Origin of the sequence: Streptomyces sp. NPDC093225 (assembly GCF_044753805.1) — a bacterium.
In the GTDB taxonomy this organism is placed as follows: domain Bacteria; phylum Actinomycetota; class Actinomycetes; order Streptomycetales; family Streptomycetaceae; genus Streptomyces.
This window is the reverse complement of record NZ_JBIVNX010000037.1, coordinates 1-12751: the sequence shown is the minus strand read 5'-3', so window position 1 is coordinate 12751 and position 12751 is coordinate 1. Positions and strand designations below refer to the sequence as shown.

The window sequence follows — 12751 nt, the reverse complement described above, 5'->3', positions numbered from 1 at the left end:
TCCGCGGAGTGATGTGGATCTCATCCTGGGGGTCTCGGTGACTCTCCGTGTCCGGGAGACTTGTCTTGTTCACCTACCCCTGACGTGCATTTTTGCGGACATGAGTGCCAGAATCCGGACAAAATAGGGCGGTATCTGGCCCTCCGGTACACCGATCCGCCCGACCCAGTTCATCTTCCGTTCACTCAGGTTGCCTACGGTCGAACGAGCCACTGACCTCAAACAGAAGCCTGGGTAAATGGAGCACATAACGCTTCTCCTCGGGATCGTGATCGTTACCGCCCTCGTGTTCGACTTCACGAACGGTTTCCACGACACCGCCAACGCGATGGCGACCACCATCTCGACTGGCGCTCTCAAGCCCAAGACGGCGGTGGCCATGTCCGCCGTGCTCAACCTCGTCGGCGCGTTCATGTCCGTTGAGGTCGCCAAGACGATCTCCAAGGGCCTGGTCAACGAGGACGGCATCCAGCCCGAAGTGATCTTCGCCGCGCTCGTCGGCGCGATCCTCTGGAACCTCGTGACCTGGCTGGTGGGCCTCCCCTCCAGCTCCTCGCACGCCCTCATGGGCGGCCTCGTCGGTGCCGCGGTCGCCTCCGCCGGCCTCGGCGCCGTCAACGGCGGCACCCTGGTCACCAAGGTCCTGATCCCGGCCGTCGCCGCCCCGCTCGTCGCGGGCGTCGCCTCGATGGTCGCGACCCGCGCCACGTACAAGTTCGGCAGCAAGGTCGACGACAAGACCTCCGCCAAGGGCTACCGGGCCGGCCAGATCGCCTCCGCGGGCCTGGTCTCCCTCGCCCACGGCACCAACGACGCCCAGAAGACGATGGGCATCATCACCCTGGCCCTGGTCGCCGGCGGCGCCATCGCCCCCGGCTCGAACCCGCCGGTCTGGGTCATCGTCTCCGCCGGCCTGGCGATCGCGCTCGGCACCTACCTCGGCGGCTGGCGCATCATCCGCACCATGGGCTCGGGCCTGACCGACCTCCAGCCGCAGCAGGGCTTCGCCGCCCAGACCTCGGCCGCGAGCGTCATCCTGTCCTCGGCCAACCTCGGCTTCTCGCTCTCCACCACCCACGCGTGCTCCGGTGCCGTCATGGGCGCCGGCCTCGGCCGCAAGGGCGGCGTGGTCCGCTGGTCCACCGCGACCCGCATGTTCATCGCCTGGGGCCTGACCCTGCCGGCCGCCGCCCTCGTCGGCGCGGGCGCCGAGTGGGTCATGCGCATCGGCACCGTCGGCGTCGTCGCCGTCGCCCTCTTCCTGGTCGGGTCCTGCCTGGCCATCTGGCTGATCTCGCGCCGCCAGGTCGTCGACCACCACAACGTCACCGACCTCGACGCCGAGGAGCCGGGCGTGATCACCACCGCCATCGCGGCCGTCACCCCGCCGCCGGCCGGCACCACCGCCGCCGTCACGGACGAGGACCTCAAGGCCACCATCCCGGCCCCCACCCAGCCCGAGGCCCCCCAGGCCCCGGCCGCGGTCTGACCCGCCGCACCACAGAGGACTAGAGGACTTTCGGTATGGACATCGACTGGGCAGCTCTCGGCTCCGTCTTCGGCGTCAGCCTCGGCGCGACCGTCGCCCTGGTGAGCCTGTTCACCCTCGGCATCGTCGGCCTCTCGAAGCACGAGGCCGCGGTCCAGCAGGGCGGCGCGGCCCACCTCGCCCGCTCGGGCGCGTACGCCGCCTTCGCCGCCTGCGCGGCGGCCGTGGCGTACGGGATCTACCTCATCGTCACCTGACGACCGGCGACGACGTGCTCCCCCGCGGGTTCTCCCGCGGGGGAGTTTTCGCATGCCCGCACGTCCGGCCGGGGTCCCGCGGCGGGCTCCCGGCCGGGGCTTCCGCGCGCCCCCGCGTGCACCTCACCGCAGGTCAACGGCGAGTTGACGGGCTATCGCGGTGCGTGGTGGACTGCCCGAGCCATCACGGCGGCAGGAGAGGAAGTCCGGTGCGAATCCGGCGCGGTCCCGCCACTGTCACCGGGGAGTTCGTACGGCCGGACCGTACGCGCGCCCCGGGAGCCAGGAACTCTCACCGCCGGTTACGTCGAACCAGGGCGCGGACCCTGAGTGAGGACATACCTGCCATGCGTGCCGATCGCGTGTTCGCGTACGGCGCGGCGGTGGGCCTGATCGGCGACCGGATCCTCGGCGATCCGCGCCGCGGGCATCCCGTCGCGGCCTTCGGACGGGCCGCGGCCGCCGTGGAGCGCGCCCTGTGGCGCGACCACCGGGGCCGCGGAGCCGTGCACACCCTCGTCTGCGCCGGTGGCGCCGCCGCGCTCGGCGTGCTCGCCGCCCGTGCCGTGCGCGCCCGCCCGGCCCCCGCCCGGATCGCCCTGACCGCCGCCGCCACCTGGGCCGTCGTGGGCGGCACCTCCCTGGCCCGCGAGGCCCGCGCCATCGGCGGGGCACTGGCCGCCGGGGACGCCGACGTCGCCCGGGAGCGCCTCCCCCACCTGTGCGGGCGCGACCCGCAGCACCTGGACGAGCAGCAGATCGCCCGGGCCGTCGTGGAGTCGGTCGCCGAGAACACCTCCGACGCCGTGGTCGGCGCCCTGGTCTGGGGCGCCGTGGCCGGCGTACCCGGGCTGGTCGCCTTCCGGGCCGTGAACACCCTCGACGCGATGGTCGGCCACAAGTCCCCCCGCTACCTGCGCTACGGCTGGGCCTCGGCCCGCCTCGACGACCTCGCGGGCTGGCCCGGCGCCCGCCTGACGGCCGCCGCGGCCGTGCTGGCGGGCCCGGACCGTCGGGGGGCGGTCCGGGCCTGGCGGCAGGACGCCGCGAAGCATCCGAGCCCCAACGCCGGACCCGTCGAGTCCGCCTTCGCCGGCGCGCTGGGCGTCCGCATGGGCGGCACCCTCTCCTACGCCGGCCGGACCGAGCACCGCGCCGTGCTCAACGGCGACGCCCGCCCGGTCTCCGTGCCCGACATCGAGCGGGCCGTCCGGCTGTCCCGGCAGGTCACCTGGCTCGCGCTGGGCGCCTGCGTGGCGGCCCGGGCGCTGGCCGCGCGGAGCCCGGGACGCCGGGCCGGCGGACGCCGGGGCTCCGGGCGTCCGGCCCCGGTACCCCGGCCCCTCGTACGTTCGGTCACGACACGGAAGGCGGCGCGCGGATGAGCGGCGGCGCACGGCTCGGCGGCGGACTGCTGGTCGCCGGCACCACCTCGGACGCCGGGAAGAGCGTGGTCACGGCGGGCATCTGCCGCTGGCTGGCCCGCAAGGGCGTCAAGGTCGCGCCCTTCAAGGCGCAGAACATGTCCCTCAACTCCTTCGTCACCCGCGAGGGCGCCGAGATCGGCCGTGCCCAGGCCATGCAGGCCCAGGCGGCCCGCGTCGAGCCCACCGCGCTGATGAACCCGGTGCTCCTCAAGCCGGGCGGCGACCGCAGCAGCCAGGTCGTGCTGCTGGGCAGGCCGGTGGGCGAGATGAGCGCCCGCGGCTACCACGGCGGCCGCCAGGAACAGCTGCTCGGCGTGGTGACGGACTGCCTGGCCCAGCTGCGGGGCATGTACGACGCCGTGATCTGCGAAGGGGCCGGCAGTCCGGCCGAGATCAACCTGCGGCGCACCGACATCGTCAACATGGGCATCGCGCGCGCCGCCCGCTTCCCCGTCGTCGTGGTCGGCGACATCGACCGGGGCGGGGTCTTCGCCTCGTTCTTCGGCACCACCGCCCTGCTGAGCGCGGCCGACCAGGAGCTGGTGGCCGGCTACCTGGTCAACAAGTTCCGCGGCGACGTCTCCCTGCTGGAGCCCGGCCTGGAGATGCTGCGCGGGCTCACCGGCCGGTCGACGTACGGCGTACTGCCCTTCCAGCACGGTCTGGGCATCGACGAGGAGGACGGCCTGCGGGTCTCGCTGCGCGGCGCGGTGCGCGAGTCGGTGGTGGCCCCGCCGGTGGGCGAGGACGTGCTGCGGGTCGCGGTGTGCGCGGTGCCGCTGATGTCGAACTTCACCGACGTCGACGCGCTGGCCGCCGAGCCGGGCGTGGTCGTGCGGTTCGTGGACCGGCCGGAGGAGCTGGCGGACGCCGACCTGGCCGTCGTACCGGGCACCCGCGGCACGGTGAAGGCCCTGGCCTGGCTGCGCGAGCGCGGGCTGGCCGACGCCCTGGTGCGGCGGGCCGCCGAGGGGCGGCCGGTGCTGGGCATCTGCGGCGGGTTCCAGGCGCTGGGCGAGCACATCGAGGACGAGGTCGAGTCGAAGGCCGGCGCGGTCGACGGTCTCGGCCTGCTGCCCGTACGGATCCGCTTCGAACGGGAGAAGACCCTGGCCCGGCCTTCGGGCACGGCCCTCGGCGAGCCGGTCGAGGGGTACGAGATCCACCACGGCGTGGCGGACGTGCGCGGCGGCGAGCCCTTCCTGGACGGCTGCCGGGTGGGCTCGGTGTGGGGCACTCACTGGCACGGCTCGCTGGAGTCCGACGGCTTCCGACGGGCGTTCCTGCGCGAGGTCGCGGCCGCCGCGGGCCGCCGGTTCGTACCGGCGCCGGACACGTCCTTCGGGGCCCTGCGCGAGGAGCAGCTGGACCTGCTGGGCGACCTGATCGAGGAACACGCCGACACCGCCGCGCTGCTGCGGCTCATCGAGGCCGGCGCTCCGGCCGGCCTCCCGTTCATCGCTCCGGGGGCGCCCGCATGACCGTCCAGACCACGCAGTACCCCTTCACGGCCGTCGTCGGGATGGACGACCTGCGGCTCGCCCTGCTGTTGAACGCGGTGAGCCCGGCGGTGGGCGGCGTGCTCGTCCGCGGCGAGAAGGGCACGGCCAAGTCGACCGCGGTGCGCGCCCTGTCGGCCCTGCTGCCGCCGGTGCCGGTGGTCGCGGGCTGCCGGTTCAGCTGCGATCCCGGGCAGCCCGACCCGGGCTGCCCGGACGGGCCGCACGAGGACGACGCGGCCGCCGCGGGGGCGGACCGGGCGGCGCGGATGGTGGAGCTGCCGGTCGGCGCCTCCGAGGACCGGCTGGTGGGCGCGCTGGACATCGAACGGGCGCTGGCCGAGGGCGTGAAGGCCTTCGAGCCGGGCCTGCTGGCCGACGCGCACCGCGGCATCCTGTACGTCGACGAGGTCAACCTCCTGCACGACCACCTGATCGACCTCCTGCTGGACGCGGCCGCGATGGGCGCGTCGTACGTGGAGCGCGAGGGCGTGTCGGTGCGGCACGCGGCCCGGTTCCTGCTCGTGGGCACCATGAACCCCGAGGAGGGCGAGCTGCGGCCGCAGCTGCTGGACCGGTTCGGGCTGACCGTCGAGGTCGCGGCCTCGCGCGAACCCGGGCAGCGGGTCGAGGTGGTCCGGCGCCGGCTCGCGTACGACGCCGACCCGGCGGCCTTCGCGGCCCGATGGTCGGGGGCGGAGGCCGAACTGCGCGACCGGGTGGTCGCGGCCCGTGCGCTGGTGCCCTCGGTGGCGCTGGGCGACGGGGTGCTGCTCCAGATCGCCGCCGTGTGCGCCGGCTTCGAGGTGGACGGCATGCGCGCCGACATCGTGATGGCGCGCACGGCCGTGGCCCTCGCCGCGTGGGCCGGGCGGACGACGGTGCGCAAGGAGGACGTCCGGCAGGCGGCGCTGCTGGCCCTGCCGCACCGGCGGCGGCGCAACCCCTTCGACGCGCCGGGTCTGGACGAGGAGAAGCTCGACCGGATCCTGGACGGCTTCCCGGACGACGAGCCGGAACCGGAGCCCGAACCCGATCCGGAGCCGCAGGGTCCGGGTGACGGCGGCGACGGCTCGGACGGGCCTGACGGCGGGGACGGCCCGGACGGGCCCGACGACGGCGGGGTGCCGCCGCAGGGCCAGGGCCCCGCGGACGACCGCGCCGCCGAGCCGCCCGCGCCCGAGCCCGGCCCCGAGCCCGCGCCCGAGCCCGAGCCCGCCGCGGCCCCGGCGGCCGAGGCGCCGGAGCAGGCCGCCGTACGGGCCGGGGAGCCCTTCCGCGCCCGCACGCTGAGCGTGCCCGGCCTGGGCGAGGGCGCGGCGGGCCGGCGCTCGCGGGCCCGCACCGCGCACGGCCGCACCACCGGCGCACAGCGTCCGCGCGGCCACCTGACGAAGCTGCACCTGGCCGCCACGGTGCAGGCCGCCGCCCCGCACCAGCGGGCCCGCGGCCGGTCCGGCCCCGGGCTGGTGGTGCGCCGGGACGACCTGCGCCAGGCCGTGCGCGAGGGCCGGGAGGGCAACCTGGTGCTGTTCGTCGTGGACGCCTCGGGTTCGATGGCCGCCCGGCAGCGCATGAGCGCCGTCAAGGGAGCCGTCCTCTCGCTGCTCCTGGACGCCTACCAGCGGCGCGACAAGGTCGGCCTGATCACCTTCCGGGGCAGCTCGGCCGACCTGGCCCTGCCGCCCACCTCCTCCGTGGACGCGGCCGCGGCCCGGTTGGAGAAGCTGCCCACCGGCGGGCGGACCCCGCTCGCCGCCGGGCTCCTCAAGGCGCACGAGGTGCTGCGCGTCGAGCGGCTGCGGGACCCCTCGCGACGGCCCCTTCTGGTGGTCGTCACCGACGGGCGGGCCACGGCGGGACCGGACGCGCTGGCGACCGCCGCGCGCGCGGCCCGGCTGCTCGCGGGCGGGGGCACCGCCTCCGTCGTCGTGGACTGCGAGTCCGGACCGGTACGGCTGGGCCTGGCCGAGCGGCTCGCCGTCGACCTCGGCGGGCCGGCAGTGACCCTCGACGGGCTGCGGGCCGACTCGATCGCGGGCCTCGTGAAGGACGTACGCACCACCACCGACCCCTACAGCACCAGGAAGGCCGCGTAATGCCCCAGGGACAGCCGACCGTCATCCCCGACGACGGCCTGACGACGCGTCAGCGCCGCAACCGTCCGCTCGTGTTCGTGCACACCGGCCCCGGCAAGGGCAAGTCGACGGCCGCCTTCGGCCTGGCGCTGCGCGCCTGGAACCAGGGCTGGCCGATCGGGGTGTTCCAGTTCGTCAAGTCGGCCAAGTGGAAGGTGGGCGAGGAGAACGCGCTCAAGGCCCTCGGCGAGACCGGCAAGGGCGGCTCCGTCGTCTGGCACAAGATGGGCGAGGGCTGGTCCTGGGTGCAGCGCGACGCCCAGCTCGACAACGAGCAGGCCGCGCGCGAGGGCTGGGAGCAGGTCAAGCGCGACCTGGCCGCCGAGACCCACCGGCTGTACGTGCTGGACGAGTTCGCCTACCCGCTGCACTGGGGGTGGATCGACACCGACGAGGTCATCGAGGTGCTCCGCAACCGTCCCGGGCAGCAGCACGTGGTCATCACCGGCCGCAACGCGCCGGAGAAGCTGGTGGAGTTCGCGGACCTGGTCACCGAGATGACCAAGGTCAAGCACCCCATGGACACGGGCCAGAAGGGCCAGAAGGGCATCGAGTGGTGAACGTCCCGCGGCTGGTCCTCGCCGCGCCCTCGTCCGGCAGTGGAAAGACCACGGTCACGACGGGCCTGATGGCCGCGTTCACCGAGCGCGGCCTGAAGGTCTCCCCGCACAAGACCGGGCCCGACTACATCGACCCGGGCTACCACGCGCTGGCCACGGGCCGGCCGGGGCGCAACCTCGACGCGTTCATGTGCGGCCCGGACCTGGTGGCCCCGCTGTTCGCGCACGGTGCCGCCGGCTGCGACCTGGCCCTGGTCGAGGGCGTGATGGGCCTGTACGACGGGGCCGCCGGGCAGGGCGAGCTGGCCTCGACGGCGCAGGTGGCGAAGCTGCTGCGGGCGCCGGTGGTGCTGGTGGTCGACGCCTCGTCGCAGTCCCGGTCGGTGGCCGCGCTGGTGCACGGCTTCGCCTCGTTCGACCCCCAGGTGCGGCTCGGCGGCGTGATCCTCAACAAGGTCGGCTCGGACCGGCACGAGGCGATGCTGCGGGAGGCGCTGGAGGAGGCGGGCGCGACCGTGCTCGGCGTCCTGCGCCGGGCGCCGCAGGTCGCCGCGCCCTCGCGGCACCTCGGGCTGGTTCCGGTCGCCGAGCGGCGGGCCGACGCGATGGACTCCGTACGGGCCCTGGCCGAGCAGGTCCGGGCGGGCTGCGACCTCGACGCCCTCCTGGCGCTGGCGCGGTCCGCGCCGCCGCTGGCGTGCGAGGCGTGGTCGCCCGTGGCGGACCCGCGCGGGGGGACCGCGGCCATCGCGGAGCGCGCGGCGCGGGGCGCGGGCCCCGTCGTCGCCGTGGCCGGCGGGCCCGCGTTCACGTTCTCGTACGCGGAGCACACCGAGCTGCTGTCGGCCGCCGGCGCGCAGGTGGTCACCTTCGACCCGTTGCACGACGAGGACCTCCCCGACGGCACGAGCGGGCTCGTGATCGGCGGCGGCTTCCCCGAGGTCTACGCCCCCGAGCTGGCCGCCAACGAGCCGCTGCGCAAGGCCGTGGCCGAGCTGGCGGCGACCGGCGCCCCGGTGGCCGCCGAGTGCGCGGGCCTGCTGTACCTGGCCCGCTCCCTCGACGGGAAGCCCATGTGCGGGGTGCTGGAGGCGGACGCCCGCATGTCGGAGCGCCTCACCCTCGGCTACCGCGAGGCGGTGGCGCTCGCGGACAACGCGCTCGCCGCCGCCGGCACCCGGCTGCGCGGGCACGAGTTCCACCGCACGGTCATCGAGCCGGGTGCGGGCGCATCGGGTACGGACACCGGTCCGGCGTGGGGGTTCACGCACCCCGAGCGGCGCCTGGAGGGCTTCGTACGGGGCGGTGTGCACGCCAGCTACCTGCACACGCACTGGGCGGCCGAGCCCTCGGTCGCCCACCGCCTGGTCGCGGCGGCGGCCCGGGCGGCGGCCCCCACCGCGGGCGCCCCACCGGGGGCGGCGGCACCGGCATGACCCGGCCCCGCTCACTCCGCGAGGCCGACCACGACCCAGATGCCCACCACTCCCCCGACCGTGCACAGCAGTGTGGACAGCGCCGGGTGCTCGTGGTGGGCCTCGGGAAGGATCTCGGCGGCCGCGAGGTAGAGCAGGGCCCCGCCGAAGAACCCCAGGTACGCCCCCAGGGGTTCCTCCGGAAGCGTGAACAGCGTGGTGGACAGGGCCCCGAGCACGGGGGCCGCTGCGTCCGCGAACAGCATGAGCAGGGCCTTGCGGCGGTCGTTGCCGTACATGCTCGTGAGCGTGTACGTGTTGAAGCCGTCGGCGAAGTCGTGGGTGATCACCGCCAGGGCCACGGCCACGCCCATGCCGCCGCCGACCTGGAAGGCCGCGCCGAGCGCGATCCCGTCCATGAGGCTGTGGCCGACCATCGCCGCGGCGGCCGCCAGACCCACCTGCGGTACCCGGGCGGTCCCGTCGGGGCGCAGCCGGTCGGCGGAGTGCCCGAGGTGCTCGTCCCCGCCGTGGGGGTGCCCGGCGTGGTGGTGCCCGCCCTCTCCCCCCGCCCCGTGCGCGGCCTGCCGTACCGCCAGCAGCCGTTCCCCCACGTGGGCGACGAGGAACCCCGCCACGAACAGCAGCAGCGCGATCGGCACCCCGAAGACCTTCCGGCCGGCGGCCTCCAGGGCCTCCGGCAGCAGGTCGAGGCCGACCACGCCGAGCATCAGCCCGCCCGCCAGGCCCAGCACGAGGTGGCGCCGGTCGGTGACGCGCTGCGCCGTCCACCCGCCGGCCAGCGTCATGAAGAACGCGCCCAGAGCCACGATGACCGCCATAGGGCCCTGCATACCGACTGCGGGTGGTTCGCGCACCTGCGTGCGGCCGAGTGGCGAGGCACACCGTTGACCGCCGGGTTGACATCCGGGAATCATCGCTGCACCCGATCCCCCCACAGTTCGAGAGGACCCTCGTCTTGATCGGCTTGATATCCCGGGCGCCCGACGCCCGGGTCGTTGTCGGTGTCGGTGCCCGCAGGGGCGTGTCCGTGGACGAGGTCTGCGGAGTGGTCGAGGACGCGCTGCGCGGGGTCGGGCTGACGCCCGCCGCGGTGGCGGCGCTGGCCACGGTCGAGGGGAAGGCCGGGGAGGCGGGCATCGTCGGCGCGGCCGCCCGCTACGGCGTACCGCTGGTGGCCTACGACGCCCGGACCCTCGCCGACGTGCACGTGCCGCACCCGTCGGACGACGTACTGACGGCCGTGGGCACGCCCTCGGTCGCGGAGGCCGCCGCGCTCGCGGCGGGCGGCCGGCTCCTCGTACCCAAGCAGCGGTCGGCGCAGGCCACCTGCGCGGTCGCCACGGCCGGCGACCGGCTGGCCGTGGCGTCCGGTCCGGACCTGCGCCACCACGGGGACGCCGAGGTGCGCGGCATCGCGGGGCTGGTGGACCTGGCCGTGAACGTACGGGCGGACACCCCGCCCGCGTGGCTCAGGCACGAGATCGCCACCTCCCTGGACGCCCTGGCGGCCTACCCCGACGGGAGCGCGGCGCGGGCCGCGGTCGCCGAGCGGCACGGCCTGCCGGTCGAGCGGGTGCTGCTGACGGCGGGCGCGGCGGAGGCGTTCGTGCTGCTGGCGCGGGCCCTGCCGGTACGCCGGCCGGTAGTGGTGCACCCGCAGTTCACCGAGCCGGAGGCGGCGCTGCTGGACGCGGGCCACCGGGTGGAGCGGGTGCTGCTGCGCGAGGAGGACGGCTTCCGGCTGGACCCGGCGGCGGTCCCGGAGGAGGCGGACCTGGTGGTGGTCGGCAACCCGACCAACCCCACGTCGGTGCTGCACCCGGCCGAGACCCTGGTGCGACTGGCCCGGCCGGGCCGGGTCCTGGTGGTGGACGAGGCGTTCATGGACGCCGTCCCGGGCGAGCGCGAGGCGCTGGCGGGCCGTACCGACGTACCGGGGCTGGTCGTGCTGCGCAGCCTGACCAAGACCTGGGGGCTGGCGGGGCTGCGGATCGGCTACGTGCTGGCCGACCCCGAGACCGTGGCCCTGCTGGAGCGCGCGCAGCCGCTGTGGCCGGTGTCCACGCCGGCGCTGGTGGCGGCCGAGGCCTGCGTCTCGGAGCGGGCGCTGGCGGAGGCGGAGGAGGCCGCCCGTCAGATCGCGCGGGACCGGGACCACCTGCTGGCGGGGCTGGCGGAGTTCGAGGAGATCCGGGCGGTCCGGCCGGCCGAAGGACCGTTCGTCCTGATCCGGGTGGACCGGGCGGACGAGGTACGGGACCGGCTGCGCACGCTGGGCTTCGCGGCCCGGCGGGGGGACACCTTCCCGGGGCTGGGCCCCGACTGGCTGCGCCTGGCGGTGCGCGACCGGGCCACGACGGGCCGGTTCCTGCAGGCCCTGGACAAGGCGCTGACCCTGACGACGCGCTGACCCTCATCGGCCCCTACGCCGAAGGGTGAGGGCGCCCTGTACCGACGCCCTCACCCTCGGCTCCCCATGGCCTTAGGCCCCCTACCCCCTCGGACCGGTCAGGCCCCGCTGCCGCGGCCCCGGCCACCGCGGCCCAGCACCAGCGCCCCCGCGCCGACGCCGACCAGCAGCAGCGCGCCGCCGGCCACGTACGGGGTGGCCGAACTGCCACCGGTCTCGGCCAGGTTGCCCCCGGTGGTACCGCCGGACTGCGGCTTCACGTCGGGCTTCGTGGTGTGTCCGGGCGGCGTGGGCACCGACGTGGCGGGCAGCGTGGCCGACGGGGTCGGACCGCCCGCCGGCGTCGCGCAGGAGGCCTCGGCGAGCACGACCTCGCCGTCGACCTCGGCCACGTTCAACTTCAACGGGTTGACGGAGACCTTCAGCCGCAGCGCCGTGGCGGCCGCGGTCCGTGAGGTGGTCTCCTTGCTCGACAGGTCCAGCCGCACCTCGCCGACCGCGGGGACGTCGACCTTGGTGGTGCCGCCCGCGGAGAGCGTGACGCGCTTGCCGAGCACGGTGACGGCGCCGAGCGCGTTCGACTCGGCCACGGGACGCCGGCCGGCCTCGCACAGGGCGCGTGCGGTGACCTTCTCGACCTGGATGAGCGAGAGCAGCGGCAGACCCGGGACGTGGATCTTCGCGTTGACCAGCTTCACCGCACCCTCGGCACGACGCCGGTCGGCGGTGGCCGTGGCGCTGGCCACGTCCGCCCGCAGCACACTGACGGGCTTGCCCTGCTCGACCCCGTCCAGCGTCACGGTCAGCGCGGTCCTGTCCGCGCTGGCCGGGGCCTGGACCTCGTTGAGCGTGGCCTTCAGCGGCACGTGCACGGTCTTGTTGAGCAGCCCGACGTCGAGTCCGGTGCGCAGCACGACGGCGCTCGCCCTTCCGTCCCCTCCGGTGGCGTGCGCGGGGCCGGCGGTGAGGAGCGCGGTGGGACCCGCGGCGAGGGCCGCGGCGGCCAGCGCGGCTGAGGAACGGCGTACGGGCGTACGGAAGGTGTTGCTGTTCAAGGTGGTGGAACCCCCAACGAGTTATGGAGCCGCGGGCGGCGCCAATGGGGGACACTGCGCCGCCGACGGCCTCGACCCGAGGAATCCTTACGCACTGAGAGTGAACGAGCGGCAACCTGGCGTGAGTTCACTCCAAAGAGGGGTTTCCGCCTGCGCATTCGAATCACGCGACACGGCACCCCCGCACAACCCACCCGAGGCACCCCCACACCCACGAACCCCGCCCACACGAGCCATCCCAACGATGCCGATCAGCAAGGGGTAACGCCCACGTCAACCACCCCGTCCGGCCCGAAGAAGCCCGTGACTCCCCCTCGTTGGGGCCCCGGCCACAGACACCCCGCCCCTCCCCCACCCAGGCCGCCGACTCCTTGGCGGTGCCGGTGGGTCCCGTGGTGTGTGGGGGAGGCGCTTGACAGGGGTGGCAGGCTGGTCCGGAGGCAGGCCCGGGCCGAGGGGGGCCGCAGGCCCGGCCGA

At 75.1% G+C, this 12751-nt stretch carries 10 protein-coding genes and 1 riboswitch; of the genes, 8 read left to right on the top strand and 2 right to left on the bottom strand.

Features of this window, described 5'->3' with window-relative positions:
• The first annotated feature begins 238 nt into the window (after nt 1-238).
• From ACIQCH_RS27720 to ACIQCH_RS27690, 7 genes are all read left to right on the top strand, one after another.
• Complete coding sequence (locus tag ACIQCH_RS27720) at nt 239-1489, top strand: anion permease (RefSeq protein WP_402585212.1); 1251 nt, start codon at nt 239-241, stop codon at nt 1487-1489.
• Nucleotides 1490-1524: 35 nt separating this feature from the next.
• Nucleotides 1525-1746, top strand: a complete 222-nt coding sequence (locus tag ACIQCH_RS27715) for a hypothetical protein (RefSeq protein WP_402585210.1) — start codon at nt 1525-1527, stop codon at nt 1744-1746.
• A 150-nt stretch (nt 1747-1896) separates the two neighbouring features.
• Nucleotides 1897-2059, top strand: a riboswitch (cobalamin riboswitch).
• A gap of 34 nt (nt 2060-2093) precedes the next feature.
• On the top strand, nt 2094-3131 hold the full coding sequence (locus tag ACIQCH_RS27710) for a cobalamin biosynthesis protein (protein ID WP_402585208.1): 1038 nt from the start codon (nt 2094-2096) through the stop codon (nt 3129-3131).
• Entirely contained in the window at nt 3128-4654 is a 1527-nt protein-coding gene (locus ACIQCH_RS27705) for a cobyric acid synthase (protein WP_402585206.1), read from the top strand. Before ACIQCH_RS27710 ends, ACIQCH_RS27705 begins: the two co-directional genes overlap by 4 nt.
• The gene (locus ACIQCH_RS27700) at nt 4651-6771 is read left to right on the top strand and encodes a putative cobaltochelatase (protein WP_402585205.1); all 2121 of its coding nucleotides are present in this window, start codon (nt 4651-4653) and stop codon (nt 6769-6771) included. The genes ACIQCH_RS27705 and ACIQCH_RS27700 overlap by 4 nt, the downstream gene beginning before the upstream one ends.
• Nucleotides 6771-7370 (top strand): cob(I)yrinic acid a,c-diamide adenosyltransferase, encoded by a 600-nt coding sequence (gene cobO / locus ACIQCH_RS27695; protein WP_030203223.1) that lies wholly within the window; start codon nt 6771-6773, stop codon nt 7368-7370. The genes ACIQCH_RS27700 and cobO overlap by 1 nt, the downstream gene beginning before the upstream one ends.
• Nucleotides 7364-8806 carry a cobyrinate a,c-diamide synthase gene (locus tag ACIQCH_RS27690; RefSeq protein ID WP_402585203.1) on the top strand — a complete coding sequence of 481 codons (1443 nt, stop codon included), beginning with the start codon at nt 7364-7366 and terminating at the stop codon, nt 8804-8806. Before cobO ends, ACIQCH_RS27690 begins: the two co-directional genes overlap by 7 nt.
• 11 nt (nt 8807-8817) lie before the next feature.
• Here the strand turns inward: ACIQCH_RS27690 and ACIQCH_RS27685 are convergent, their stop codons facing one another.
• Nucleotides 8818-9627: a ZIP family metal transporter gene (locus ACIQCH_RS27685; RefSeq protein WP_402585201.1), complete on the bottom strand. Its 810-nt coding sequence runs from the start codon at nt 9625-9627 to the stop codon at nt 8818-8820.
• Between the two features lie 146 nt (nt 9628-9773).
• Between ACIQCH_RS27685 and cobC the strand changes: the two genes are divergently transcribed.
• Nucleotides 9774-11219 (top strand): Rv2231c family pyridoxal phosphate-dependent protein CobC, encoded by a 1446-nt coding sequence (gene cobC, locus ACIQCH_RS27680; protein WP_402585324.1) that lies wholly within the window; start codon nt 9774-9776, stop codon nt 11217-11219.
• A gap of 98 nt (nt 11220-11317) precedes the next feature.
• Here the strand turns inward: cobC and ACIQCH_RS27675 are convergent, their stop codons facing one another.
• Nucleotides 11318-12274, bottom strand: a complete 957-nt coding sequence (locus ACIQCH_RS27675; protein ID WP_402585199.1) for an SCO1860 family LAETG-anchored protein — start codon at nt 12272-12274, stop codon at nt 11318-11320.
• Nucleotides 12275-12751 lie beyond the last annotated feature (477 nt).